29 protein-coding genes are annotated in these 23,198 nt (G+C 61.5%); 26 read left to right on the plus strand and 3 right to left on the minus strand.

Translation table 11 applies throughout. From position 1 onward, the window contains the following. Nucleotides 1-26: 26 nt before the first annotated feature. The 10 genes from fliL to LUA85_RS13585 all read left to right on the plus strand — a co-directional run bounded on the left by fliL (nt 27) and on the right by LUA85_RS13585 (nt 7,056). Nucleotides 27-611, plus strand: a complete 585-nt coding sequence (fliL, locus tag LUA85_RS13540; RefSeq protein ID WP_231470811.1) for a flagellar basal body-associated protein FliL — start codon at nt 27-29, stop codon at nt 609-611. Nucleotides 612-634: 23 nt separating this feature from the next. Continuing rightward, nucleotides 635-1,528, plus strand: a complete 894-nt coding sequence (locus tag LUA85_RS13545) for a FliM/FliN family flagellar motor switch protein (RefSeq protein WP_231470812.1) — start codon at nt 635-637, stop codon at nt 1,526-1,528. A gap of 23 nt (nt 1,529-1,551) precedes the next feature. Continuing rightward, nucleotides 1,552-1,857: a flagellar motor switch protein FliN gene (gene fliN / locus LUA85_RS13550; protein WP_231470813.1), complete on the plus strand. Its 306-nt coding sequence runs from the start codon at nt 1,552-1,554 to the stop codon at nt 1,855-1,857. Further along, nucleotides 1,857-2,150 (plus strand): flagellar biosynthetic protein FliO, encoded by a 294-nt coding sequence (locus tag LUA85_RS13555; RefSeq protein ID WP_231470814.1) that lies wholly within the window; start codon nt 1,857-1,859, stop codon nt 2,148-2,150. The genes fliN and LUA85_RS13555 overlap by 1 nt, the downstream gene beginning before the upstream one ends. After that, on the plus strand, nt 2,147-2,923 hold the full coding sequence (gene fliP, locus LUA85_RS13560; RefSeq protein WP_371823690.1) for a flagellar type III secretion system pore protein FliP: 777 nt from the start codon (nt 2,147-2,149) through the stop codon (nt 2,921-2,923). The genes LUA85_RS13555 and fliP overlap by 4 nt, the downstream gene beginning before the upstream one ends. A 70-nt stretch (nt 2,924-2,993) precedes the next feature. Continuing rightward, nucleotides 2,994-3,266, plus strand: coding sequence for a flagellar biosynthetic protein FliQ (locus LUA85_RS13565; protein ID WP_231470815.1), 273 nt, complete (start codon nt 2,994-2,996; stop codon nt 3,264-3,266). 3 nt (nt 3,267-3,269) lie between these two features. After that, entirely contained in the window at nt 3,270-4,052 is a 783-nt protein-coding gene (fliR, locus tag LUA85_RS13570) for a flagellar biosynthetic protein FliR (protein ID WP_231470816.1), read from the plus strand. 12 nt (nt 4,053-4,064) lie between these two features. Next, nucleotides 4,065-5,228, plus strand: coding sequence for a flagellar biosynthesis protein FlhB (locus tag LUA85_RS13575; RefSeq protein ID WP_231470817.1), 1,164 nt, complete (start codon nt 4,065-4,067; stop codon nt 5,226-5,228). A gap of 5 nt (nt 5,229-5,233) precedes the next feature. Continuing rightward, nucleotides 5,234-6,673: a flagellar filament capping protein FliD gene (fliD, locus tag LUA85_RS13580; RefSeq protein ID WP_231470818.1), complete on the plus strand. Its 1,440-nt coding sequence runs from the start codon at nt 5,234-5,236 to the stop codon at nt 6,671-6,673. Beyond that, the gene (locus LUA85_RS13585; protein ID WP_231470819.1) at nt 6,673-7,056 is read left to right on the plus strand and encodes a flagellar protein FliS; all 384 of its coding nucleotides are present in this window, start codon (nt 6,673-6,675) and stop codon (nt 7,054-7,056) included. The genes fliD and LUA85_RS13585 overlap by 1 nt, the downstream gene beginning before the upstream one ends. Before the next feature lie 302 nt (nt 7,057-7,358). Here the strand turns inward: LUA85_RS13585 and LUA85_RS13590 are convergent, their stop codons facing one another. Next, entirely contained in the window at nt 7,359-8,387 is a 1,029-nt protein-coding gene (locus tag LUA85_RS13590; protein ID WP_231470820.1) for a chemotaxis protein CheB, read from the minus strand. A gap of 211 nt (nt 8,388-8,598) precedes the next feature. Between LUA85_RS13590 and LUA85_RS13595 the strand changes: the two genes are divergently transcribed. The 8 genes from LUA85_RS13595 to LUA85_RS13630 are packed head-to-tail and all read left to right on the plus strand — an operon-like array spanning nt 8,599 to nt 14,641. After that, nucleotides 8,599-8,859 (plus strand): STAS domain-containing protein, encoded by a 261-nt coding sequence (locus LUA85_RS13595; protein WP_231470821.1) that lies wholly within the window; start codon nt 8,599-8,601, stop codon nt 8,857-8,859. Next, nucleotides 8,856-11,066 carry a chemotaxis protein CheA gene (locus LUA85_RS13600; RefSeq protein ID WP_231470822.1) on the plus strand — a complete coding sequence of 737 codons (2,211 nt, stop codon included), beginning with the start codon at nt 8,856-8,858 and terminating at the stop codon, nt 11,064-11,066. Before LUA85_RS13595 ends, LUA85_RS13600 begins: the two co-directional genes overlap by 4 nt. Next, entirely contained in the window at nt 11,063-11,932 is an 870-nt protein-coding gene (locus LUA85_RS13605) for a protein-glutamate O-methyltransferase CheR (protein ID WP_231470823.1), read from the plus strand. Before LUA85_RS13600 ends, LUA85_RS13605 begins: the two co-directional genes overlap by 4 nt. Further along, the gene (locus LUA85_RS13610) at nt 11,929-12,948 is read left to right on the plus strand and encodes a chemotaxis response regulator protein-glutamate methylesterase (RefSeq protein WP_231470824.1); all 1,020 of its coding nucleotides are present in this window, start codon (nt 11,929-11,931) and stop codon (nt 12,946-12,948) included. The genes LUA85_RS13605 and LUA85_RS13610 overlap by 4 nt, the downstream gene beginning before the upstream one ends. A 1-nt stretch (nt 12,949) precedes the next feature. After that, nucleotides 12,950-13,507, plus strand: a complete 558-nt coding sequence (locus LUA85_RS13615; RefSeq protein ID WP_231470825.1) for a chemotaxis protein CheD — start codon at nt 12,950-12,952, stop codon at nt 13,505-13,507. A 20-nt stretch (nt 13,508-13,527) separates the two neighbouring features. Next, nucleotides 13,528-13,899, plus strand: coding sequence for a response regulator (locus LUA85_RS13620; RefSeq protein ID WP_231470826.1), 372 nt, complete (start codon nt 13,528-13,530; stop codon nt 13,897-13,899). A gap of 26 nt (nt 13,900-13,925) precedes the next feature. Next, the gene (locus LUA85_RS13625) at nt 13,926-14,369 is read left to right on the plus strand and encodes a chemotaxis protein CheW (RefSeq protein WP_231470827.1); all 444 of its coding nucleotides are present in this window, start codon (nt 13,926-13,928) and stop codon (nt 14,367-14,369) included. Between the two features lie 20 nt (nt 14,370-14,389). After that, entirely contained in the window at nt 14,390-14,641 is a 252-nt protein-coding gene (locus LUA85_RS13630; RefSeq protein ID WP_231470828.1) for a hypothetical protein, read from the plus strand. Nucleotides 14,642-14,806: 165 nt separating this feature from the next. Here the strand turns inward: LUA85_RS13630 and LUA85_RS13635 are convergent. Beyond that, nucleotides 14,807-15,573 (minus strand): IS5 family transposase gene (locus LUA85_RS13635; protein ID WP_231466484.1). Its coding sequence is split into 2 segments (ribosomal slippage): nt 14,807-15,261 and nt 15,261-15,573, totalling 768 coding nucleotides; the frame shifts between segments, so codons are not numbered across the junction. A gap of 55 nt (nt 15,574-15,628) precedes the next feature. On the opposite strand from LUA85_RS13635, the gene LUA85_RS13640 reads away from it, so the two are divergent. The 4 genes from LUA85_RS13640 to LUA85_RS13655 all read left to right on the plus strand — a co-directional run bounded on the left by LUA85_RS13640 (nt 15,629) and on the right by LUA85_RS13655 (nt 19,349). Continuing rightward, nucleotides 15,629-15,796 (plus strand): hypothetical protein, encoded by a 168-nt coding sequence (locus LUA85_RS13640; RefSeq protein WP_231466483.1) that lies wholly within the window; start codon nt 15,629-15,631, stop codon nt 15,794-15,796. Nucleotides 15,797-15,987: 191 nt separating this feature from the next. Then, nucleotides 15,988-17,637 carry an Eco57I restriction-modification methylase domain-containing protein gene (locus LUA85_RS13645; protein WP_231470829.1) on the plus strand — a complete coding sequence of 550 codons (1,650 nt, stop codon included), beginning with the start codon at nt 15,988-15,990 and terminating at the stop codon, nt 17,635-17,637. Then, complete coding sequence (locus tag LUA85_RS13650) at nt 17,634-18,584, plus strand: BsuBI/PstI family type II restriction endonuclease (RefSeq protein ID WP_231470830.1); 951 nt, start codon at nt 17,634-17,636, stop codon at nt 18,582-18,584. Before LUA85_RS13645 ends, LUA85_RS13650 begins: the two co-directional genes overlap by 4 nt. Nucleotides 18,585-18,677: 93 nt before the next feature. Beyond that, the gene (locus LUA85_RS13655; RefSeq protein ID WP_231470831.1) at nt 18,678-19,349 is read left to right on the plus strand and encodes a glutathione S-transferase family protein; all 672 of its coding nucleotides are present in this window, start codon (nt 18,678-18,680) and stop codon (nt 19,347-19,349) included. A gap of 9 nt (nt 19,350-19,358) precedes the next feature. On the opposite strand, the gene LUA85_RS13660 is transcribed toward LUA85_RS13655, so the two are convergent. Further along, entirely contained in the window at nt 19,359-20,231 is an 873-nt protein-coding gene (locus tag LUA85_RS13660; RefSeq protein ID WP_231470832.1) for a LysR family transcriptional regulator, read from the minus strand. Between the two features lie 99 nt (nt 20,232-20,330). Between LUA85_RS13660 and LUA85_RS13665 the strand changes: the two genes are divergently transcribed. Genes LUA85_RS13665 through LUA85_RS13680 form a run of 4 tightly spaced genes read left to right on the plus strand, consistent with a single transcriptional unit; the run spans nt 20,331 to nt 23,155 of the window. Further along, nucleotides 20,331-21,041, plus strand: a complete 711-nt coding sequence (locus LUA85_RS13665; RefSeq protein WP_231470833.1) for a CoA transferase subunit A — start codon at nt 20,331-20,333, stop codon at nt 21,039-21,041. Between the two features lie 2 nt (nt 21,042-21,043). Continuing rightward, a complete protein-coding gene (locus LUA85_RS13670; RefSeq protein WP_231470834.1) occupies nt 21,044-21,907 on the plus strand; it encodes a hypothetical protein in 864 nt (287 codons plus the stop codon). Nucleotides 21,908-21,929: 22 nt separating this feature from the next. Continuing rightward, nucleotides 21,930-22,589, plus strand: a complete 660-nt coding sequence (locus LUA85_RS13675; protein ID WP_231470835.1) for a CoA transferase subunit B — start codon at nt 21,930-21,932, stop codon at nt 22,587-22,589. Between the two features lie 17 nt (nt 22,590-22,606). Further along, on the plus strand, nt 22,607-23,155 hold the full coding sequence (locus LUA85_RS13680; protein WP_231470836.1) for a glutathione peroxidase: 549 nt from the start codon (nt 22,607-22,609) through the stop codon (nt 23,153-23,155). Nucleotides 23,156-23,198: the final 43 nt, after the last annotated feature.

Genomic DNA, 23,198 nt, shown 5'->3' on the forward strand with positions numbered 1-23,198 from the left:
GACATTCGAACCCTGAGGAACATCGCATGAGCGACAAGGAAGAAAAGCCCAAGAAGAAGAAGGGCGGCGGCATGATGAAGATTCTCATGCCGGTCGGCCTGCTGGGCGTGGGCGGCGGCGGCGTGTTCGGGCTGGTTGCGGCAGGTGTGATCGGCGGCGGCGGCCATGCCGAAGTCAAGGAAGACAAGAACCCGAAGCTGATCCGCAAAGGCGAGGTCGATCCGTTCGCCCCTGTTGCCAAGGAAGGTGAAGAAGGCGGCGGGGCCGATACGGACGGCGAAGGCGGCAGCGAGTTCCGCACCGTCTATTACAACTTCCCCGAAGATTTCACATCGAACCTGCGGGATTCCGAAGGGCTGCTGCAAGTCAACATCGCCGCATCCACCCGGCGCGATTACCGCGTGGTGCTGTGGATGAAGAAGCACGAACTGGCAATCCGCTCTGCCGTGCTGATCGCGATTGCCGATACGCCAGAGGAGGACGTCTATTCGCCCATCGGCAAGGACCGCCTGCAGAAGCGCCTGACCGCCGCAATCAACAAGGTGCTGACCGACAACGAAGGCTTCGGCGGAGTCGACGCGGTCTACTTCAAGTCCTTCATCGTCCAGTAACCGCGAAAGCCTGCACCCATCCCATGAAACCAGAACGCGCCTTCATCGCCGAACGTGCCCTGGCCCGGCATGATCCGGTCCTGCTGCGTCCCGGCCCCAGCGTGGGCGATCTTGTGCCTGCGCTGGCGCGGGTGAGCGAACGCATGGCCCGCACCCTGCGCGGCGCGATTTCGCCGCTGCTGGGCGGGTCTGAACCGCAGATCAACCCGATGAAGCCGATACAGACGGACTATGAGGATTTCTGTTCGGAAATCCCGCGCCTTGCCGCCAACAGCCTGTTCCATATCGGATCAGCGCCGTTCGTCGCCACGATCGAGGGCGAAAACGTGCTGCGGCTGCTCGACCGCGCATTCGGCGGTCCCGGCGATACTCCATCGTCCTTGCCCAAGGAATTTCCGCTTTCGGCCGAACTGATGATCGGCCGCGTGGAGCAGATCATCGCCACGTGCCTGGCGCTGGCGCTGGGCGGATCGACCGGCGGCACGATCCGCGCGGTGCGGCGCGAGGCCGCGCACGCCAACCTTCAGGCCATGCCCGCCGATACGCAGATCGCCGCGCTCACCTTCAACATACTCGAACAGGGGCGCATGCCATGGTCGATAGCGCTCGCCTTCCCCATCGAAACGCTGGCGCAAGTCTTTGCGCATGGCGAGACCAGTCCCCGTCCGACGCGACCCTCGCGCGGCCCCGGCAGCCCCACGCAAGCCCCGTTCGCCGACCTGCCCATCGAAGTGACCGCCGTACTGGTGGACATGCAATTGCCGCTGGCGACGATCTCGACGCTGCAAGTGGGTCAGGTGCTGTCCGTGCCGATCGCCCGCAGCGTGCCGCTGATCGTCGGCGGCAAGCCTTGCGCGCACGGCTCCATCGGCGCGCTGGATGATCGCGTTGCCATCCAGATCAGCCAGCTTTCCTGACATTCCCAAAAGAGGCCCGACCAATGACCTTTCAACCCCGTGGTTTCGATTTCCTCAAGGATGTGGATGTCCGCCTGACCGTGGAACTTGGCCGCACGAACATGAAGCTGAAGGATGTGCTCTCGCTCAGCGAAGAGTCGGTTGTGACGCTGGACCGTATGACCGACGAACTGCTCGACGTGATGGTCAACAGCAAGCTGATCGCGCGTGGCGAAGTGGTGGCGCAGGGCGACCGCTTCGGGTTGCGCATCGTCGAACTGCTCGGCACCGAACCCGACGCCATCCCCGCCCCCGCGCCGAAAAAGGCCGCCAAGGGGGATGCGGCCTGATGTTCTGGTACATCCTCAAGTTGCTGGTGCTGCTGCCGCTGATCGGCGGGCTTGCCTGGGCCAGCCTGAAGTTTGCCAAGCGCATGGAAGGCAAGTTCACCGGCGGCAATGGCGCAAAATCGGTGCGGATCGTGGAAACGCAGATGCTCAGCCCCACGTTGCGGCTGGCCGTGCTGGAATTCCATGGGCGCGAGATTCTCGTCTCGGCGGGCAAGAACGGCATCGTCCGGCTGGCTGAAGCGCCTGCCCGGCCCCCCGTTCAACCCAAAGTGGAAGCGGAGGACGCACGATGAGGCCCCTTCTTGCCACAGTGACGGCCGCGCTCGTTCTGCTGCCCCATCACGCGATGGCAGCGGTGGCTCCGGTGCAGCAACCCGCCGCGATTTCCGGCGCGCTGGACCGTGCGTTCGGGCAAATGTCGGGCGCGCAGAGCGGCGGTTCGCTGTCGCTTTCGCTGCAGTTGCTGCTGGTCATGGGTTTGCTGACGATCCTGCCCTCGCTCATCCTGATGATGACCAGCTTCACCCGCGTATTGATCGTGCTCTCGATCCTGCGGCAGGCGATGGGTCTGCAGCAATCACCGCCCAATCAGGTGCTGGTGGGGCTGTCGCTGTTCCTTTCGCTGTTCGTGATGGGACCGACGCTGGACAAGGTGAATGCCAATGCGATCCAGCCCTATTCCGCAGGCCAGATCGGCGCGGAACAGGCCTTCATCAATGGTGGCCGCGAATTCCACGGGTTCATGATCCGCCAGACGCGCGAAAGCGATCTGCAGATGTTCTCGACCATGGCAAAGGCACCGAAATTCGCCACGCCCGCCGACGTGCCCTATTCGATCCTGCTGCCCGCCTTCGTCACCAGCGAACTGAAAACGGCGTTCCAGATCGGGTTCATGCTGTTCCTGCCGTTCCTGGTGATCGACCTTGTCGTATCGTCCGTGCTGATGAGCCTTGGCATGATGATGATGAGTCCGACCATCGTGTCATTGCCGTTCAAGCTGCTGCTGTTCGTGCTGGTCGATGGCTGGGCGCTGCTGATGGGCAGCCTTGCCGCGAGTTTTGGGTAGAACAGCCCACCCCTAACCCCTCCCCCCTTCGACAAGCTCAGGATGAACGGGAGGGGAAAAGGAATATCTGATGGACGATACCGCATCCCTGCTTTCGCTGGCTGACCGCATGTTGTGGATCACCGCGCTGGTCGCCGCGCCCGTGCTGCTGGCATCGCTTGCCATCGGGCTTGTCGTCGGCGTGATCCAGGCGGCAACCTCGGTGAACGAACAGACGCTGACGTTCGTGCCGAAGCTGGCCGTGACCGCGCTGGTGCTGGTGTTGTTCGGTGGGGCGATGCTGGGCCTTGTCGGCGATTTCACCAAGGAAATCTTCGACCAGATCGCGCTGACCGGGCGCTGATCGATGCTTCAGGTCAACTTCGGCTTTGGCGCGCTTGAGGCCGATTTCTGGCGCTTCGTGTTCGTGATGACGCGGATCGGCGCGGCGATGCTGGCCGCTCCGCTATTCGGCATGGCAAGCGTCCCTTATCAGGTGCGCGTGATCGCCACCGGGGCCATCGCGCTGATGGTGTGCGGCTGGACGCCGGTTGCAGCGCCGCCTGCGCTGCTTTCGCTTGCCGGAATGCTGAGCGTTGCCAACGAAGTGCTGATCGGGCTGGCGCTGGGCTTTGTCCTGCAACTGACCTTCGCTTCGCCGACGCTGGCCGCCGAACTGATCGGCGGCGGGATGGGCATGTCGATGGCGACCGCCGCCGATCCGGTGAGCGGTGCCAGTTCGCCCGCGCTGGGCCAGTATTTTGCCGTGGTGCTGACCGTGATCTTCCTTGGCACCGGGGCGCATCTCAACTGGATTGCGCTGATCGTGGAAAGTTATAGCGCGTTCCCGCCGGGGGCTGCGTGGCTGGCGCCGGAGCGGCTTGAATTGATGACGCAGTTTGCCGGAACGATGTTCGTCACCGCGCTGCTGATCGCGCTGCCGGTCACGCTGATCCTGCTGCTGGTGCAGGTGACGACCGGGATCATCAGCCGCTCGGCCCCGGCGCTCAACCTGTTTTCGCTGGGCCTTCCGGCGGGTGTGCTGGCAGGCCTTGCCGCGCTGATCGCCGCCGCGCCGATGCTGACCGATCTGATGATCGACCTTTCCGCCAGCGCGGTGGCGCAGGCTGCCGCGCTGCTGGCGCGATAGGGGAGCCGCTTCATGGCCGAGACCGAGGGCGAGAAGTCCTTTGCCCCTACCGAGAAGCGCAAGAAGGACGCTGCGAAAAATGGCGACGTTCTGCGCTCGCGCGATCTGGCGACGGCGGTGGGTGTGCTGGTCGGCGCGGTGTGGCTGAAATTTGCCGGGCCGTGGGTATTCGATGCAATGCAGGACACATTGCGCACATCTCTGACGATGGACCGCGCGGCGATAGAAGATTTCGCCCCGCGCAAGTTGCTGATCGGCGCGATGATTGCGGCGCTGCCGCCGGTTTTCGTGCTGGGCGGACTGGTGCTGGCATCGTCCGTATTCTCGCAGATCGGCATGTCTGACGGCCGCTGGATTCCGGCCAACCTTGCGCCCAAGGCTTCGCGGATCAATCCGCTATCGGGTCTCAAGCGCATGTTCGGCGCGCAAGGCTGGATCGAACTGGGCAAGGGTCTGGCCAAACTGGCGCTGATGGGCACGATTGCCTGGATCTGGGCTTCGGGCGAACTTTCGAAGCTGATCGGGCTGGGCCATGGTGACATTCACGGGCAATTGGTGATGGCATGGGATGCGATAGTCTCGCTGGCGTTCGCGCTGGCATCGGGGCTGTTGATCATCGCGCTGATCGATTTCCCGATCCAGTTCCTGCGCCGCTTCTTCCGCCTGCGCATGACGTTGCAGGAGGTCAAGGACGAATCCAAGGAATCCGAAGGATCGCCCGAACAGAAGGCCGCGATCCGGCAGAAGCAGCGCCAGTTCGCGATGGGCGCGATGCAATCGGCCATGCTGAAGGCGCAATTCGTGATCACCAACCCCAGCCACTTCTCGGTGGCGATGGTCTATGATCCCGAAATCGCGCCCGCCCCCGTCGTGCTGGCCAAGGGGCGCGGCGAAAAGGCTTTGGCCATGCGTCAACTGGCCGCTGAAATAGGCGTACCGACGCTGGAAATCCCGCCGCTGGCACGCTCTGTCTATTTCACCACGCGCGAAAACCAGGTGATCCGCGAAGACCTCTACGCCGCCGTTGCGGTGGTGCTGGCGTTCGTGATGTCATTGAAGCGCGGCGATGCACCGGCGCTTCCGGCCATCGACGTGCCGATGCACATGCGGTTCGACGCAGAAGGACGCCCGGAGCTGGTCGCACGCCTTAACCCTGCGCTTGCGCAACCGTCCTAGAGTCCATGCCTACAACCTCGTCCACCGCATCGACTTCGGCAACCGCCCAGATCATATCGACGCTGGGCGCGGGCAGCGGCATCAACACCTCACAACTGGCCGAACAGCTTGCCGCCGCGCAATTCGCGACGCGGCTCGATCTGCTCACCGCCAAGAACGAGAAACTGACCGCGCAGATTTCCAGCGCGTCCAATCTCAAATCGCTGATGTCGACGCTTTCGAGTTCGATCGGTTCGCTGATCCGCACCGGCGATCTTGCAGTGACGCCGTCCATCGCCAATGCCAGCGTGGCGTCGGTGACCAAGGGCACGGCTACCGGCAGCGGTTCCTATTCGCTGGAAGTGACCAGCCTTGCCAATGCACAGAAACTGCTGACGCCGGCCTACCCCGCGTCCACATCCACCGTCGGATCGGGCACGCTGACTTTACGCTTCGGCACGGTTTCGGGCAGCAGCTTCACCGCCGATACGGCGCAGGCGGCAGTCGATATCACGATTGCCAGCGGCGCGACGCTTGCCGATGTGGCGAGCGCGATCAACGCCTCCAATTCCGGCGTCAGCGCCTATGTCGCCAACGGAACATCGGGCGCGCAACTGGTGCTCAAGGGCAAGGAAGGCGCGACCAGCGGCTTCGTGATCGAAGCGACCGAAACTGTCGGTAACGAGGGGCTTGCCAATCTGGCGTGGACGCCCGCCACCAACCTGACCCGTCTCAAGACCACAGCCACGGATGCTGCGTACAATATTGACGGCGTGGGCTATACCTCGACCAGCAACACCGTGAACGATGCGGTGGCGGGCGTGAACCTCAAGCTGACCGGCACCAATGTCGGCGCGCCGACGACGATCACCTTCAGCGATCCTTCGGGCAACATTTCAACTGCCGTGACCGATCTGGTCGATGCGCTGAACGAGGTCGCCGCGCAGCTCAATACGGCGACGGACAAGACCGCCGGCGATCTCAACAACGATCCCGGTGCCCGCGCCTTGCGCACCGCGCTGATCACGCTGGCCGGAACCAAGGTCATGCCCAATGCGGCCGATGGCGAACCATCGACGCTGGGCGACCTTGGCCTGAAGGTGGAGCGCAACGGCACTTTCACGATGGATGCCGACCGGCTTGCCAAGACGCTGAAGGACAGCCCCCAAGCCGCTGGCGCAATGTGGACCACGGGAGTCTTCGGCGTCTATGCAACGGTCGACAAGATCGCGCGCGCAGCCTCGTCTACCTCCGAGGGTGCCTCGCTCGGCAGTTCGATCACTCGCTACACTGCGTTGCAGAAAACCGTGACCGAGAAATCGACCAGCCTTTCGGAAAAGCAGGAAGACATGCGCCAGCGCCTCGTCTCGCGCTTTGCCGTCATGGACACGCGGGTCTCAGGCTCGCAATCCACCCTCTCCTTCCTCAAGGCGCAGATCGACGCCTGGAATTCGAGCGATAACTGATGCTGCACCATCGCAACGATCCTTCGGAAGCCTATCGCCGGGTCGATTTCGACGCGCGTGTCTGCGGCGCGGATTCACGCCAGCTGGTCGACCTGTGCCTCGAACAGGTCATCGGATCGGTCGGCCGCGCGCTTCATGCCAATGAACGGCAGGACAATTCCGCCAAGAGCGCGGCGCTCACCCGCGCGGTTGCCGCGCTCACCGCGCTGCAGATGGGCATCGACATGGCCAACCCGACCGCGCAGGCGCTGGTGCAGATGTATCAATCGGCGCGCAATGCGATCCTCGATTGCGTGACGCGGTTCAACGCTGCCAAGCTGGCCGAAATCCGTCAGGATTTTACCGAGATACGCGAAGCCATGTTGCGCAGCATAGCTGCATAAGCTTGCGATTGTCCCGCCCGCATAAGGCGATACTTTCTTCGTCACCCCGGACTTGATCTGGGGTCCATCCATTCCCAAAAGCGGCAGTCAGTTCCGCACCATGGATCCTGAAACAAGTTCAGGATGACGGTGCTGAAGTTTACGGTGCCGAGCGGGATTATCACCCGCACAGTTGTTGCGAAGCCTCCGCTCGGTCCATCCGCACAGAAAGCCCGGAAGGCCTTGATATGGCTTTCCGGGCTTTCTGTTTTCCCGCGCCGCCGGGGACGTGCGGCACGGGAAACTCCAGGGAACATTCGATGTCAGGCGCTGTTGCAGCTGGCGATCAGTGCGGCGCCCATATCATCCAGTGGCAGTTCCGTTTCCGCAGCATCGGCTTCGATGGCTGCGGTGGGCGCTTCTGCCACCATGGCGGTATTGCGATCCTGCGCGAATGTGCGGCACCCCGAATTGCGCATGAGCTTCAGGCCCTTGGCGCCGTCGCTGCCCATGCCGGTCAGGACAGCGGCGGCTGCGGGCACCGATCCTTTTGCAATTGATCCGAACAGCAGGTTGGCCGAAGGACGCATGCCTTCCACCGGATCGCGATCGATCAGGCGCAGCCTGGGCGGTGTGCCCGGTTCGATCACGGCATGCAGATCGGGATCGAAGGCGATGTGGATCGTGCCCTGCGTCAATGGTGTGCCATCCTTGGCGGCCTTGACCGCACATTTCAGATCGGCGTCCATGCGCTTGATGAAGGTTTCGACCACCGCCGGTTCGGCATTGAGCGCGATGACGGTCGGCGGGCATTTTTCGGGAAAATAGGAAAGGATCTGCGTCAGGGCATCGATACCGCCCATCGAGGCGGACAGCGCAACAATGTGCCCGTTCCATTCGAAATTGGTTTCGGCGGCCTTGTGTTCGCGCGGGGCACGGCGATCCTTGACGTTGCTGTTGGCGGCGGCCAGCACGATCTTGCCCAGCTTGCCCACGGTCTTGGTGAACTGTTCGGGCGTTGCCTTCAAAGGCTTGGGGAAACACTCAACTGCCCCCAGCTCGTACGCTTTCAGCGATGTTTCCGTACCGGCCTGGGTAAGGCTCGACAGCATCACCACCGGCAGCGGCGCGGTGCCCATGATTTCCGCGAGGAATTCGATCCCGTTCATTCCGGGCATTTCGACGTCGAGCGTGACGACATTGGGCCGCAGCGCAATGATCTGATCGCGCGCCTCGGCAGCGCTGGCGGCAGCGCCGACAACGGTTACATTTTTCGCCTGATCGAGAATGTCCGCGAACAATGCCCGCATTGCTGCAGAGTCATCGACCACCAGAACCCTTGCTTCGTGCATCTTGCCAGGAACCTCTATTTCGGGCGCGATTGCGCCTGCGATCCTCCTCCTAGTCGTGCAGGGGCAAGGAATTCATGTGCTGCACCTTACGTATCTCACCCTAGCAAGCGCGAAAGCCGACCTTCGTCATCGTGGCTTATCAGGTGGATCACAGTCACCGCGACCGGACCTGTCCGGCTCCGGTTCAATCCATCCGAGGGGCACTCGTCCGATGTCGTCGATATCCTTGCCAGCCCGGTGCGACCGCGCTGCTGCCGAAGCATTGCTGCCCGAACTCGTGGCCGCGCTCGGTTCAGGGCCGCTTCGCATCGATGCGCGCGAATGCCAGCAAGTGGGGCAGGCGATGCTGCAATTGCTGGTCAGCGCGCGGCAGACAGGTGAAGGCGCGGTAATCGAACCTTCGCCCGCCCTGCGCGAAACGGCCGCTCTTGCCGGGCTTACCGACGAACTCTTTGCAGGGACCGACGCATGACCGCCGAGGAAATCCAGGCCATCTTCTTTGCCGAATGCGAAGAATCGCTGGCCGCCGCCGAACAGGGCCTCGCTGCCTGCAAGGAAGGCACACAGGACAGCGATACCGTCAACGCGGTGTTCCGGGGCGTGCATTCGATCAAGGGCGGCGCTGGCGCATTCGGTTATGGCGCATTGCAAGCCTTCACGCATACGTTCGAGACTCTGCTGTCCGACGTGCGCGACGGCACTGTCGAAATTACCGAGCCGCTGATCGATCTGATGCTGATCGCGCTCGATACCCTGAGCGATCACGTCACCGCTGCGCGTGACGGCACAGAACCACCCGAAGATGCCGCACTGCAAGCCGAACTGACCGCCGCGATGGCCGCCAACGCCGGTGCCGCACCCGCGCCAGTTGCGGCACCTGCTGCAACGCCTGCACCTGTTGCCGCGACGACCACCAGCAGCAGCGAAGACGATGACTTCGACCTCGATTTTGACCTCGACGCGTTGCTCGACGATATTTCCGGCGAGATCGGCGAACCTGCGCTTGCCGGTGAAATGCCACGTTGGGAAATGCGTCTGCGCCCGCACGCCGCCGCCATGCGCAATGGCAGCGAGCCACTGCTCATGCTGCGCGAAATGGCCGACCTCGGCGGTGTCTGCGCCGTTTGCGATGTGGCCTCGGTCCCACCGCTTGATTCGTTCGATCCGGGCACTGGTTACCTTGGATGGGTGTTCAGCTTCCCGGTGGACGTGAGCGAAGCGGCTGTGCGCGACATTTTCGACTTTGTGGGTGACGATTGCTCGCTCGCATTCGGCGATGGCGCACAGATTCCGCCCGTTCGCTATCCTGCACCGATTGCCCCAGTCGCGCCCGCAGCGGCTGCTCCTGCCCCTGCTGTTCCGGTCAACGCGTCAAGCGCACCCAACCGTGCCGTACCTGTTGACGCCGAATCCCTTCCCGCTGCACTTCCTGAAGACGCGGCCTCCCCACGGTCGCCGCAGGCCCCGCCCGCTCCACCTGCGCCCGGACAATCCATCCGTATCGAATTGTTCAAGCTGGACAAGCTGATCGACGCGGTGGGCGAACTGGTCATCGCGCAGGCAATGATGGCGCAACGCCTGTCAAGCGACGGCCTTGGCGCGAGCGATGAAATGACCCTGATCGAGGGCCTGACCCGCGATATTCAGGAATCGGCCATGGCGATCCGTGCCCAGCCGATCGGTTCGGTATTCAGCCGCGTTCCGCGCATCCTGCGCGAACTGGCATCGTCTACCGGAAAGCATGTCCGTCTCGAAGTTTCGGGCGAGAGTACCGAACTGGACAAGACCGTGATCGAGCGACTGGGCGAGCCGCTGACTCACCTTATCCGCAACGCGGTCGATCACGGGATCGAACCGGCAGATGAGCGGATCGCCGCAGGAAAGCCCGCCGAAGGAACGCTGACGCTATCGGCCGAGCACCGTTCGGGGCGCATCCTGATCCGCATCAGCGATGACGGCAAGGGCATCGACCGCGAGCGGGTCCTCGGCAAGGCTATCGAAAAGGGCCTGGTTGCGCCCGAAGCGATCCTGACCAAGGAAGAGATCGACCTGCTGATCTTCGCACCGGGCTTCTCCACCGCACAGCAGGTGACCAATGTATCAGGCCGCGGCGTGGGCATGGACGTGGTCCGCCAGAACGTGAAGGATCTGGGCGGACGCATCACCATCGAATCCGAACCCGGATCGGGAACGACGTTCACGCTCACCCTGCCGCTGACACTGGCGATATCCGATGGCATGGTCGTCAATGTCGGCGATCAGACGCTGGTGGTGCCGCTCGCCAACGTGGTCGAGAGCCTGCGCCCCGAACCCGATGAAGTGCAGGGCCTTGGCGCCAACCGTTGCATGATCAACGTACGCGGACGGTTCATCCCCGTCATTCCACTGAGTGCGTCCGTGGGGGCGATCGGTGCAGCGACCCATCCGCAGGACGGTGTGCTGATTGTCGTCGAAACGGAAAGCGCGGGCCGTGCCGCCCTGCTCGTCGATGCGATCTGCGATCAGCGGCAGGTGGTCATCAAGAGCCTTGATACGCATTACCGGTCGGTCGAGGGCGTGGCCGGGGCGACCATCCTTGGGGACGGGCGGGTAGCGTTGATCGTCGATGTCGACAGTCTGGTCTCGCGCACACTTGCTTCAGCCCAGAATCCGGGTTCGGCCCTGGCAGAAGCCGCATGAGCCTGCACGAAACCCTCGATGCGTCGATGCCCGGCGTCAGCCCCGGCATATATGACGAAGCCGATTTTCGCGCGATCAGCGAAATTGCGCATGCCGACGCCGGAATCGTGCTGCCTGCGGGCAAGGCGATGCTGGTCTATTCGCGCCTGGCACCGCTGGTCCGCAACAGCGGCTGCGCCACGTTTGGCGCCTATGTCATGCGCATCCGCGAAGATGCCGCCGAGCGCCAGAAGGCGATCTGCGCGCTGACCACCAATCACACGTTCTTTTACCGCGAAGCACACCATTTCGAACACTTTGCCCAGGATGTGCGGCCGGGCTTCGTCGACCGGCTGCGCAGCGGCGGCAAGGTCAGGTTGTGGTCCGCAGGCTCTTCCAGCGGTGAAGAGACATGGTCGCTGCTGATGACGTTTTTGGGAGCCGACAAGGCCGAGGGCAACGACATTGCGCGGCGCGACTTGCGCCTGCTGGCAAGCGATATCGCCACTCATGCGCTCGCCAAGGCCCGCGCCGCGACCTATCGCGCCGAAGACCTCAAGCCGGTGCCCGACGCGCTGCGCCGCAACTGGACGCAATTGGCGGGCGACGAAGCGACGATAGCGTCCGAAGTTCAGCAGCTTGCGCGGTTCAGAACGCTCAACCTCTTGGGGGATTGGCCAATGAAGGGTCAATTCGATGTGATCTTCTGCCGCAACGTGATGATCTATTTCGACAATCCCACGAAGGAACGGCTTGTCGCGCGCTTTGCCGAAAAGCTCGTGCCCGGAGGGTGGCTCTATATCGGCCATTCCGAACGCGTGACCGGCCCTGCGATGGAGCAACTATCGACCATGGGTCCCACCATTTACCGCAAGAGGCCAGCATGACCATTCGTGTCGTAATCGTCGAGGATTCGCCCACCATGCGCGCGATCCTGATGAACCGGCTGGGCAAGGAGCCGGACATCGAAGTGGTGGCGGCTGCGGCCAATGCCGCCGAAGGGCGCCAGATGATCCGCGAACTGGACCCCGATGTCGTCACGCTGGATATCGAGATGCCCGGCATGAACGGTCTCGATTTCCTTGCCAAGATCATGGAACTGCGACCCACGCCGGTCATCATCGTTTCAGGATCCACCCAGCAGGGCAACGAGATGTCGGCCCGTGTGCTCGCGCTCGGCGCGGTCGATTGCTACGCCAAATCGGGCGGCGGGGCGGGTCTCGACGATGCCGGGCGCCTGGCGCAGATGATCCGCGAGGCATCGAGAGTTCAGTTTTCCACACGCACTCCCACCGTGCAGCGGGTGGCCCAGGAAGCGCGCGGATCACTGATCGAGCGCCCGGCACTGATCGCGATCGGTTCCTCCACCGGCGGCGTCGAGGCGCTGCAGACCGTATTGGGCAGCTTTCCCGCCGACTGTCCGCCAACGGTGATCGTGCAGCATATCAATGCGCGCTTTGCGCCCGCCGTGGCGCGGACGCTGGACCAGTCATGCCCGCCGCGCATCCTGATTGCCGAACCCGACCTGCCGCTGAAGCCGGGCCACGTCTATCTGGCACCGGGTGACGAGCGCCACCTTTCCATCGGTGGATCGAACAACTTTCATTGCAAACTGCGCCCTGGCGATCCGGTTTCGGGCCATCAGCCCAGTGTCGATGTCCTTTTTTCCTCGGTTGCCGAAGTGGTTGGTGCGCGCGCAGTTGGTATCCTGCTGACCGGCATGGGCGCCGATGGCGCGCAGGGGTTGCTGGCCATGGCGCGCAAGGGCGCGCACACCATTGCGCAGGACGAAGCCACCTGCACCGTGTTCGGCATGCCGCGCGCTGCGATCAGTCTGGGCGCGGCCAATGTCGTCGCCCCGCTCGGCTCCATCGCGCGCCATCTGTTCAGCAAGGCGGCCTGACATGAGCTATCAGCAGCCCATATCCAACGGTCCGCCGATTGAACGCGTCACCGTGATGCAGGGGCAGGCGCTTGCCAGCGCCAGCCTTGGCATCGAATATTCGACCGTGCTCGGATCGTGCGTCGCCACCTGCTTCTATGATCCTGAAGCACACATCGGCGGCATGAATCATTTCCTGCTGTCCGAACCGCCCGCGAACACGCCGGGTACGCAGGTTGACGAGCATTACGGCGTCTATCTGATGGAACTTCTGGTCAACGAAATGCTCTCGAAAGGGGCACGCAAATACAACTTGCGGGCGCACCTTTATGGCGGGGCAAACGTGAACCGCAACATGATGAAGATCGGCTCGATGAATGCCGATTTCGCCCGCGAATTCCTGCGGCGCGAAGGCATCATGCTGCTGCGCGAAGACCTTGGCGGCACTCAGGCCCGCCGCGTCGATTTCCGCCCTGCTTCGGGCCAGGTCCGCCTCCGCACGGTGGAAGATCGGTTCGCCCCCCCTGTTCAACCCACCCCGCGCCCGGCTGTCGCCCAAGGCGACGTCGAACTGTTCTGATCGGAAAAGTGAGTCCAACCATGAGCAAGTCCACCAGGATCCTTACCGTAGACGACAGCCCGTCCATGCGGGCCCTTCTCAACCATGCCCTTGCCGGACAAGGCTTCGACGTGTCGCAGGCCGAGGATGGCATGGCCGCGCTCGACTGGCTGGCCATGAACGAGGTCGATGTCGTCATTACCGACATCAACATGCCCCGGCTCGATGGTTTCGGCCTGATCGAGCGCCTGCGCGAAGGCAGCCGCCACCGCGACCGCCCGATCCTGGTGCTGACCACGGAGAGTTCGGAAGAAAAGAAGGCGCGCGCACGGGCAGCCGGCGCAACCGGCTGGATCGTCAAGCCGTTCGATCCCGAAAAGCTGGTCGCGGCCGTCCGTCGCGTGTCACACTGATGTCCCGCCTTTCAGGAGCCTCCACCATGCTGCGCGAACTGATAACCTTCGAAGTCGAAGGCCAGGTCTTCGGTCTCGATATCATGGCCATCCGCGAAATCCGCGCATGGTCTCCCACCACCCGTCTGCCACGCGTACCAAGCTATGTTGCGGGCGTGGTCAACCTGCGCGGCACGGTGCTGCCGGTGATCGACCTTGCCGCGCGCCTCGGCTGGCACGCGACCGAACCGACCCCGCGCCATGCGATCATCGTGACGCAGCAAGGGGCGCAGATCAGCGGCTGGATCGTGGATGCGGTGAGTGACATCGTCACCCTGGCCAGCGACGCCCTGCAACCGCCGCCGCCGACATCATCGGGCGATACCGTGGTCCCATTCCTCGAAGGCCTTGCCGCCATCGAGGACCGCATGGTCATGGTGCTCAATCTTGCCGCACTGTTCGATGGCGCCGAAATCGCCGAAGCAGCCTGATTCCTGAAGGGAGCCGCCCCGTGGCGCAAGCAACCCACCGCCAGATCGCGGTCGTGCTCGAAGAACTCGCCGAAGAGGTCGAAGCCCTCGGCGCTGCGCTGTGCTGCGACATGGACATCGCGATGAAACACATGGACAAGCTTCAGGCGATAGACCTGATCGCCCAGAAGCAGCGCTCATTGGGCAACCTGCTGGTGGCCGAACGTCCCGCCGAAGAGATCGAGCGGATTGCGATCGACGTGCTGCGCGACCGGATGCGGCTGTCGGGGTGAGCGTTTGATGAGCACCTACTCCACACAAACACCTTTCCTGTTAGTGAATTGGCGCTTCACGATCGTCAAATGGTGACAGCGCAGCCAGCTTTCGCTGCATTACGAACGCAAATTGCCACTTCAAAATCCTGTTGGAAAATCCTGACAGCCTTCGACGTTGCGAAACTAGGCCGTAGACTCATAAACGCGCAGCCACAGGCGCATTGAGGCGAGTTGGACCATGGCCAGAAAGTTTTCGGCCAACTTGTCGTAGCGGGTAGCTACTCTGCGGAAGTGCTTCAATTTGGAGAAATAGCGTTCGATCAGGTTCCGCTCGCGGTACAGCCATGTGCTGAAGTACGGTTTCGACTTCCGGTTTGCCTTGGGCGGAATGTTGGCAAACGATCCCTTTTCGCGGAGAGACGCTCGGATACGATCGGCGTCATACGCCTTGTCTGCCAGCACGATTGTTCCGGCGCCAACGTGATTGAGTAGATCGTCAGCCGCTTGCCCGTCGTGGCTTTGCCCGGCAGTCAGGCTGAGCCGGATCGGGAGGCCTTGCCCATCGACGACCGCGTGGATTTTGGTGGTGAGCCCGCCTCGGGAGCGACCGAGACAATGATCTCGATCCCCCTTTTTGCCGTCGCAGCCTGTTGGTGCGCCCGGATGGAAGTGCTGTCGATCATCTGGATATCGCCATCATGGGCGGCGGTGATGGCGTCCATCATTCGATCCCACACACCGGCTTTTCGCCATCGCACGAAGCGATTGTAGCAGGTTGTGCGCGGGCCATAGCGTTCCGGCAAGTCTCGCCACGGCGCCCCTGACCGCAGCACCCAGAAGATGCCATTCAGCACACGCCGGTCATCGACACGTGGCACGCCTCTAGGCTTGTTGGGCAACATTGGTTCGATCACACGCCACTCGAAATCGGTCAGGTCATATCGGCTCATCCAGTCCCTGAATCAGCTTTCGCTCAACAAGGAAAGGCGTGTTACGATGAACCCTATGAAGCCCTGGATGTCTTGGACGCTATTCTTCTTTGCCGCTGCCTTGATCGCATTCTTCAGCGGTGAGCAGTGGAACACCCGACTTATCGTGTTCCTGATTCTGACAATTCCGATTGTCATCTGGGCGGTGCGACAGATCAAGAAGGCTCAGACACCGTCGCGTTAATGGGTTCACGGCCTAGGCCTTTCCATGCCGAGCGATTAAACTATTCCCTGAGCAATGATAAATGACGGTCAAAAGCGGGAATCAGTCACCCTGCGGCCCATCCGCGCTGGTTTGCAACTCGGCCATTGTTCTTGTTATGATCTTTCATTAGTCTGCTTCGCTTCTGCAACGATTCCCCTGGAAGCAAAGTGATGACATTAGATTTCTGCGACTTGCGAGATCGTTGCGGGTTGGAGCTTGCTGATGTTGCGTCAGAGTTTGGTGCACCACTTGATACTGTTTTTCGTTGGGAAAATGGCGAACTGTCGCCGCCCGACCAGGTCTTGCGGTCACTTGCGATCATGGCAGATTTTTCTCCCATTCGTGCAACAGCCCCTGAAGAGGTTGATGTTTTAAAATGTTCGGAGGCCTTGCCAAAGGTGCGGCCTACCACACCGAGGCAACGCAAATCGCAGCTCGGCCAGTTTATGACGCCTCTTGGCGTTGCAGAGTTTATGGCTTCGCTGTTCAACCTCCCCAAGTCTGGAAAGATAAGTCTGCTGGACGCCGGAGCCGGCCAGGGAGCACTAACAACTGCATTCGTCAAAAATTCTCGCAGCTTGCCCGGAGATCGCGTGATCAACGTATCGGCCATCGAGCTGGACGATCAGATTTTGCCCGCGTTGAGTGATAATCTTGCTGCTTTAGGCGACATTGCCCATTGCGAGTTGGTCCAATGCGATTTCATTGAGGAAGCGTCCGCACGCATCTGCTTGGGTAAAGGCGCACAATTCACCCATGCCATCCTCAATCCGCCCTACAAGAAAATAAGCAATAACTCCAAACACCGTACTCTGCTTCGCGCGGCAGGGCTTGAAACGGTCAATCTCTATTCGGGTTTTGTTGGTATGGCGCTCGACTTGCTGGAACCGGGAGGTGAGCTTGTCGCGATCATCCCGCGCAGCTTTTGCAATGGGCCTTATTATCAGCCTTTCCGGCGTTTCATCTTGCGACGCGCTGCAATCCAGCACATCCATTTGTTTGATGCCCGCAACAAGGCGTTCAAGGATGATGCCGTTTTGCAGGAAAACATTATCATCAAACTGGTGCGCGGCACAAAGCAAGGCGATGTCACGGTCTCGACATCACAAGATGACAGCTTCGTTGACTATTCGGAACAGCAACACGGCTTTGCCCGGATCGTCTTTCCCGATGATGCCGAGACGTTTATCCATATACCGACCGGTGATGATGAACAGATATTGGAGCGGGCAAGCTTCGGCCACAGCCTTGCTGATCTGGGCCTAACGGTGTCCACAGGTCCCGTTGTCGATTTCAGGCTACGCGAAGAGTTGCGAACAGACCCCGAAGCTGGAACCGTACCGTTGCTCTATCCAGGTCACTTTACCGGCAGTGGCCTGCAATGGCCCAAGCCGGGGTTCAAGAAGCCGAACGCGATCCGTGACTGCGTGGCGACGCGCAAATGGCTTTATCCCAACGGCTTCTATGCCGTCGTGCGCCGCTTTTCGTCGAAAGAAGAGCGGCGGCGGATCGTCGCAAATGTCATTGACCCGGCGCGCCTGCCAACGGCGATGATCGGAATCGAAAACCACCTCAATGTCTTCCACGCCAAGCGCCAGCCGATACCCGAAGACTTGGCGCATGGGCTGTCGGCTTATTTGAATGCCACTGCCGTCGATTCCTATTTCCGGCGCTTCAACGGACACACACAAGTCAACGCGACCGACCTACGCGCCATGCGCTATCCGAGTGCCGATGCGTTAATCAGCCTGGGACAATGGGCAAAAGGCCTCAGCAGCGTATCGCAGGAAGAGATTGACGAAAGAGTGAAAAGCCTTTGAACATCCATCCCAAAATTGCTCAGGCCTTGCAAATTCTGATCGACCTTGGGCTGCCTCCCGCGCAGCAGAATGATCGTTCGGCGCTCACGCTGCTGGCCTTGCTTGATGTGCAGCCCGACACGGATTGGCAACGAGCAAGCGCTCCTCTGATCGGCATCACTCCCGTTATGGACTGGATCCGGGTGCAGTATGGCAAAGAATACAAGCCCAACACGCGCGAAACGATACGCCGCCAGACGATGCATCAATTCGTTCTGGCGGGTATCGCTCAGTACAATCCTGATGATCCTGCCCGGCCGGTGAACAGTCCGCGGGCTGTCTATCAAATTACCCCGAATGCGCTCGCGCTGATCAAAACCTTTGGCAAGGCGGGGTGGTTAAAACGGGTAGCGGCGTATCAAGGTGACGTAAAAACACTGACGGAAAAGTATGCAAAAAATCGCGAAATGGAGCGTGTTCCTGTCCAACTGGCTGACGGCGTCGAAATACGCCTTAGTCCCGGCGAACATAGCGTGTTGATCCGCGATATCATTGAAGAGTTTGCACCCCGCTTTGCTCCCGGAAGCATATTGATCTACGCGGGTGATACTGGCGAGAAGCTGGGCTATTTTGATCGTGAACGCTTGGCTGCGTTGGGCGTCATTGTCGATCATCACGACAAAATGCCTGATGTTGTGATTCATGATGTGACTCGGAACTGGTTGTTGTTGATCGAATCCGTCACCAGCCACGGCCCCGTCGACGGCAAACGCCATCACGAGTTGATGGAATTGTTCGCAGGATCAATCGCTGGAGTGGTTTATGTCACTGCTTTCCCGACCCGTGCTGTTATGGCCCGCTACCTTGCTGACATTGCTTGGGAATCCGAAGTATGGGTGGCGGATGCACCAAGCCATATGATCCACTTTAATGGGGTTCGGTTTTTGGGGCCATACGATCAAGCATAAACCACGCACCAAATCATGAGTGGTTACCATTCCCTGCAAATTTTATTTGGGCGGGTAGACTTCCCCCCCATCACCGCGCAATGACTCCTCCCCATGTGGCAGCTCTATCAATTTCCCCTTTGCCCGTTCAGCCGCAAGGTGCGGCTTCTGCTCAGCGAGAAGGGCGTGGCCTACGATCTCGTGCGCGAGAATCCGTGGGAGCGGCGCGAGGGATTCGGCAATATCAGCCCGGCCTATCGCACCCCCGCGATCCAGAATCCCGAACGCGGGATCAGTCTGGCCGATAGCCGTGCGATCTGCGAATATTTCGAAGAGACGGTGGACAAGACGCCGATGATCAACGGTACGGCGGCCAATCGCGCTGAAATCCGCCGTCTTGTCGCGCTGTTCGATGAAAGCTTCTATGCCGATGTGACCGGGCCTTTGCTGGACGAGCGCATGAAGAAGCGCCTTGTCTATCGCTCCCCCCCTGACAGCAAGCGGTTGCGTGACGCGATGCGATTGGCGGACGAACACCTCTATTACATCGACTTCTTGATCGATAACCGCCCCTGGCTGGCGGGTTCCACGATGTCCCTTGCCGATCTTGCCGCCGCCGCGCAGATTTCCGTCGCGGATTACCTCGGCGGCATCGACTGGTCTGGCCACGAACAGGCGCGCGGTTGGTATTCGGTGTTCAAGAGCCGTCCCAGCTTCCGCCCGCTGCTGGCCGAACGCATGGACGTGATCCAGCCGCCCAGCCACTATGCCGACGTGAACGCCTGAGGCGAACGGTCACGAATCGATCCGCAAGGCTGCGGCGCGACGGAACAATTCGAGCACCACCGGATCGCTTTCGGTGCTGCGGATCGCGGCTTCGAAATCAATCGTGCGCGGCGGGCGTGGCAACACTTCGACCAGCGCGCCTGTTGCCAGCAATGGTCGCACCATCGGTTCGGGCAGCACGGCGGCACCGCCCCCGCCGCTGACGATCTCGATCAATGTCCGCACGTTGTTGCAGGTGCTGATCGAGCGCGGCGCGATCCCGGCCTGCGCCAGCGTTTCCAGCATCACGCCGTGCAAGGGCGAATGGCTGGGGATCGACCATACTGGCAGGCTTTGCGCAAAGCCCCCGCTCCGCGCCGTATCGCGCCCGGCCACCCATACCAGGCTCACCCCGCCGATGCCGGCCGTACGGATACCGGGGCTGGCGACCGGGCCTGCCAGGAATGCCATGTCGATCATGCCGCCCAGCAATTGCTGAAGCATGCGCGCGGTCAGATCCAGTTCGATCTCCAGCGTCACGCCGGGCAAGTCGCGCTCCACACCCTGTACATAGGCAGGAAGGCACGAGGCTGCGGCAATTTCGCCGGTGCCGATGCGCACGGTGCCGGTCGCACCTTCGAACCCGGCAGCGGTGAGCAACGCCGTTTCAAAGCCTGCCCACAATGGTTCGCATTCCTTCACCAGCCGCCGCCCGCGCGCGGTCAGCACCATGTTGCGGCCTTCGCGCCGGAACACGGCGATGCCCAGTTGGTCCTCGATTTCCCTTACGCGGGCAGATATGGCAGGCTGCGTGGTATTGAGCCGCTCGGCAGCTGCGCGAAAGGTGCCGAGGCGCGCAATCCATAGCAAGGTTTCGAGATGATAAAGGGCGATGCGTTTCATTCGATAGAAGTCTCTTATCGATTACGATAAAAAACAATCGCTCTTTTCAATCCATCGGACGTGCTAGGGCCAGCACCAGAACGCAGGAGAGATTCCACGATGTCCAGGAAGATTTATGCCGACGCCGCAACGGCGCTCGATGGTTTGCTGCGCGACGATCTGCTGATTGCCTGTGGTGGGTTCGGCCTGTGCGGTGTGCCGGAACGCCTGCTCGATGCAGTACGCGATTCGGGCGTAAAGGACCTGACCTTTGCCTCCAACAATGCCGGAATCGACAACGAAGGCATCGGCAAGCTGCTGCGCACGCGGCAGGTGCGCAAGATGATCTCAAGCTACGTGGGCGAGAACAAGGAGTTCGAACGCCAGTATCTTTCGGGCGAACTCGAAGTGGAATTCTGTCCGCAGGGCACCCTGGCCGAGCGGATGCGTGCAGGCGGCGCGGGCATTCCCGGCTTTTATACCAGGACCGGCGTGGGTACGCTGGTGGCCGAAGGCAAGGAGACGAAGACCTTCGGCGGCCAGGAATATGTGCTGGAACAGGGGATTTTCGCCGATCTTTCGCTGGTCAAGGCGTGGAAGGCGGACGAGACCGGCAACGTGGTGTTCCGCAAGACCGCGCGCAACTTCAACGTGCCCGCCGCCACTTGCGGCAAGGTGTGTGTGGTGGAAGTGGAAGAGATCGTCCCCACCGGCAGCCTCGATCCCGACAGCATTCACCTGCCGGGCGTCTACGTACAGCGCATCATCGTCGGCGCGCCGTATGAAAAGAAGATCGAATTCCGTACCGTGCGCGAGCGGGAAGCGGCCTGATCATGCGTGCACTGCCTTGTCTGGCGGTGCTTGCGCTTGCGTCCACGCAGCTTGGCGGCTGCGCGGCCGCAGTCTTGCCCCTGATGGCAAGCGGGGCCATTGCCAAGCGCGCGGTCGACACGCACGGTAACGACCGAAAGGTTATCCCCGTGGTGACCGTGGGTGCAGGTGTGATTCCACCAACGCCGATGCCGACACCAGTAGCAGAGCTTCTGCCGGACGGAGCGCTCTCAGCGGGTGCGCCGGAACCCGCGCCCGAAACATTGGCGGCGGCGCCCGGTGAAGATAGCCCTGTCCCGCGCGAAGGCACCGGCTACGCTGCCATGACTGCATTCGTCATCGCCGCAATGGGCGATGGCAAGCCACTGCCCGGACGCATGTCGGCCCTGCTCGATCAGCGCAGCCTTGCCGCCTTGCCGGTCATGGAAACCTGCGCGGACCAGCGCCCTGCCCTGCTCATGGATCTCGATCCGGGTGCAACGCCGTTCGACCTGACCGATCCCCCCTCGCCCGATCCGGGCCTTGCGGCGCAATTGCGCTCCATCCGCGGGCAAGGCGTCGCGGTTGTGTGGATCGCCACCTTGCCGGAAAGCGCGGCCCGCGATGTGCTGACGATCGTCAAGGCAACCGGGCTGGACCCGCTGGGCATCGATCGCACATTGTTGCTGCGACAGGGCGAAACGCGCAAGCAGCAGATCCTCAACCGCGCGGGCGAAGACTGGTGCGTACTGGCCGTAGCGGGCGATCGCCGCGCCGATTTTGATGAAGTGTTCGATTACCTGCGCAACCCGGACGGGCCGGTTGCGCTTGCGCTGGAGCAGCACATTGGCGCCAGATGGTTCCTTGTGCCGCTTCCCATTCGATGATTCTTGCAGAAAGACCAAGACCATGACCACGCATGACGGACTGAAGGCAGGCTGGAGCCGCGACCAAATGGCAGCGCGCGCCGCGCAGGAATTGCAGGACGGCTATTATGTCAACCTCGGCATCGGCATTCCCACGCTGGTAGCCAATCACGTGCCCGCAGGCATGACCGTGACGCTGCAATCGGAAAACGGGATGCTCGGCATCGGGCCGTTCCCTTATGCGGGCGAGGAAGACGCCGACCTGATCAACGCCGGCAAGCAGACCATCAGCGAACTGCCGCAATCCGCCTATTTCGACAGCGCGACCAGCTTTGCCATGATCCGCGGCGGCAAGATCGATCTGACCGTGCTGGGCGCAATGGAAGTGGCCGAAAACGGCGATATCGCCAACTGGATGGTGCCCGGCAAGATGATCAAGGGCATGGGCGGCGCGATGGACCTCGTCGCGGGCGTCAAGAAGATCATCGTGGTGATGGAACATGTTGCCAAGGACGGCAGCCCGAAGTTCATCCCCGCCTGCACCCTGCCATTGACCGGTGTTCGCGTGGTGGACATGATCGTGACCGACCTTGCGGTGTTTGCACGGCCTGACCACACATCGCCGTTCAGGCTGATCGAACTGGCGCCAGGAGTCACCGCAGAAGACGTGCGCGCCAAGACGACTGCCCATTACGTCGATTGATCAAGGAAGATTGCACCATGAGCACTGATTTCACCACTATTCCGCTCAATCGCATCGACGGCACACCGGACACTTTGGCAAATCATGCCGGCAAGGTGCTGCTGGTCGTCAATGTTGCGTCAAAATGCGGCCTGACCCCGCAGTATGAAGGCCTTGAGGCGCTGTACAAGGCGAAGGCCGACAGCGGCCTGGAAGTGCTGGGCTTTCCCGCCAACGATTTCGGCGCGCAGGAGCCGGGTACGCACGAGGAAATCGCCGAGTTCTGCAAGCTCAACTATGGCGTATCGTTCCCGCTGTTCGCCAAGGCAGACGTTACCGGTCCCGGCAAGCAGCCGCTCTATGCCGCGCTGATCCAGGCGTTCCCGGAAAAGCAGGGACCGGCCGAAGAATTCCGCGAAAAGCTGAAGGGTTTTGGCATGACCCCGACGCAGGACCCCGAAGTGCTGTGGAACTTCGAAAAGTTCGTGATCGGGCGCGATGGCACGGTCGCCGCGCGATTCGCCCCCGGAATCTCGCCAGATGATCCGGCGCTGCTTGCGACTATCGACGCCGAACTGGCGAAGTGATCCGCAACTTGTGAAATGGTCATGGGGCGTTAGGTTTGCGCCC

It is taken from the genome of Novosphingobium sp. CECT 9465 (assembly GCF_920987055.1).
In the GTDB taxonomy this organism is placed as follows: Bacteria; Pseudomonadota; Alphaproteobacteria; order Sphingomonadales; family Sphingomonadaceae; genus Novosphingobium.

Excerpts from the sequence above, each read along its gene's own strand:
- fliL (WP_231470811.1), top strand. The coding sequence starts at position 27 with ATGAGCGACAAGGAAGAAAAGCCCAAGAAGAAGAAGGGCGGCGGCATG.
- LUA85_RS13545 (WP_231470812.1), top strand. The coding sequence starts at position 635 with ATGAAACCAGAACGCGCCTTCATCGCCGAACGTGCCCTGGCCCGGCAT.
- fliN (WP_231470813.1), top strand. The coding sequence starts at position 1,552 with ATGACCTTTCAACCCCGTGGTTTCGATTTCCTCAAGGATGTGGATGTC.
- LUA85_RS13555 (WP_231470814.1), top strand. The coding sequence starts at position 1,857 with ATGTTCTGGTACATCCTCAAGTTGCTGGTGCTGCTGCCGCTGATCGGC.
- fliP (WP_371823690.1), top strand. The coding sequence starts at position 2,147 with ATGAGGCCCCTTCTTGCCACAGTGACGGCCGCGCTCGTTCTGCTGCCC.
- LUA85_RS13565 (WP_231470815.1), top strand. The coding sequence starts at position 2,994 with ATGGACGATACCGCATCCCTGCTTTCGCTGGCTGACCGCATGTTGTGG.
- fliR (WP_231470816.1), top strand. The coding sequence starts at position 3,270 with ATGCTTCAGGTCAACTTCGGCTTTGGCGCGCTTGAGGCCGATTTCTGG.
- LUA85_RS13575 (WP_231470817.1), top strand. The coding sequence starts at position 4,065 with ATGGCCGAGACCGAGGGCGAGAAGTCCTTTGCCCCTACCGAGAAGCGC.
- fliD (WP_231470818.1), top strand. The coding sequence starts at position 5,234 with ATGCCTACAACCTCGTCCACCGCATCGACTTCGGCAACCGCCCAGATC.
- LUA85_RS13585 (WP_231470819.1), top strand. The coding sequence starts at position 6,673 with ATGCTGCACCATCGCAACGATCCTTCGGAAGCCTATCGCCGGGTCGAT.
- LUA85_RS13590 (WP_231470820.1), bottom strand. The coding sequence starts at position 8,387 with ATGCACGAAGCAAGGGTTCTGGTGGTCGATGACTCTGCAGCAATGCGG.
- LUA85_RS13595 (WP_231470821.1), top strand. The coding sequence starts at position 8,599 with ATGTCGTCGATATCCTTGCCAGCCCGGTGCGACCGCGCTGCTGCCGAA.
- LUA85_RS13600 (WP_231470822.1), top strand. The coding sequence starts at position 8,856 with ATGACCGCCGAGGAAATCCAGGCCATCTTCTTTGCCGAATGCGAAGAA.
- LUA85_RS13605 (WP_231470823.1), top strand. The coding sequence starts at position 11,063 with ATGAGCCTGCACGAAACCCTCGATGCGTCGATGCCCGGCGTCAGCCCC.
- LUA85_RS13610 (WP_231470824.1), top strand. The coding sequence starts at position 11,929 with ATGACCATTCGTGTCGTAATCGTCGAGGATTCGCCCACCATGCGCGCG.
- LUA85_RS13615 (WP_231470825.1), top strand. The coding sequence starts at position 12,950 with ATGAGCTATCAGCAGCCCATATCCAACGGTCCGCCGATTGAACGCGTC.
- LUA85_RS13620 (WP_231470826.1), top strand. The coding sequence starts at position 13,528 with ATGAGCAAGTCCACCAGGATCCTTACCGTAGACGACAGCCCGTCCATG.
- LUA85_RS13625 (WP_231470827.1), top strand. The coding sequence starts at position 13,926 with ATGCTGCGCGAACTGATAACCTTCGAAGTCGAAGGCCAGGTCTTCGGT.
- LUA85_RS13640 (WP_231466483.1), top strand. The coding sequence starts at position 15,629 with ATGAAGCCCTGGATGTCTTGGACGCTATTCTTCTTTGCCGCTGCCTTG.
- LUA85_RS13645 (WP_231470829.1), top strand. The coding sequence starts at position 15,988 with ATGACATTAGATTTCTGCGACTTGCGAGATCGTTGCGGGTTGGAGCTT.
- LUA85_RS13655 (WP_231470831.1), top strand. The coding sequence starts at position 18,678 with ATGTGGCAGCTCTATCAATTTCCCCTTTGCCCGTTCAGCCGCAAGGTG.
- LUA85_RS13660 (WP_231470832.1), bottom strand. The coding sequence starts at position 20,231 with ATGAAACGCATCGCCCTTTATCATCTCGAAACCTTGCTATGGATTGCG.
- LUA85_RS13665 (WP_231470833.1), top strand. The coding sequence starts at position 20,331 with ATGTCCAGGAAGATTTATGCCGACGCCGCAACGGCGCTCGATGGTTTG.
- LUA85_RS13670 (WP_231470834.1), top strand. The coding sequence starts at position 21,044 with ATGCGTGCACTGCCTTGTCTGGCGGTGCTTGCGCTTGCGTCCACGCAG.
- LUA85_RS13675 (WP_231470835.1), top strand. The coding sequence starts at position 21,930 with ATGACCACGCATGACGGACTGAAGGCAGGCTGGAGCCGCGACCAAATG.
- LUA85_RS13680 (WP_231470836.1), top strand. The coding sequence starts at position 22,607 with ATGAGCACTGATTTCACCACTATTCCGCTCAATCGCATCGACGGCACA.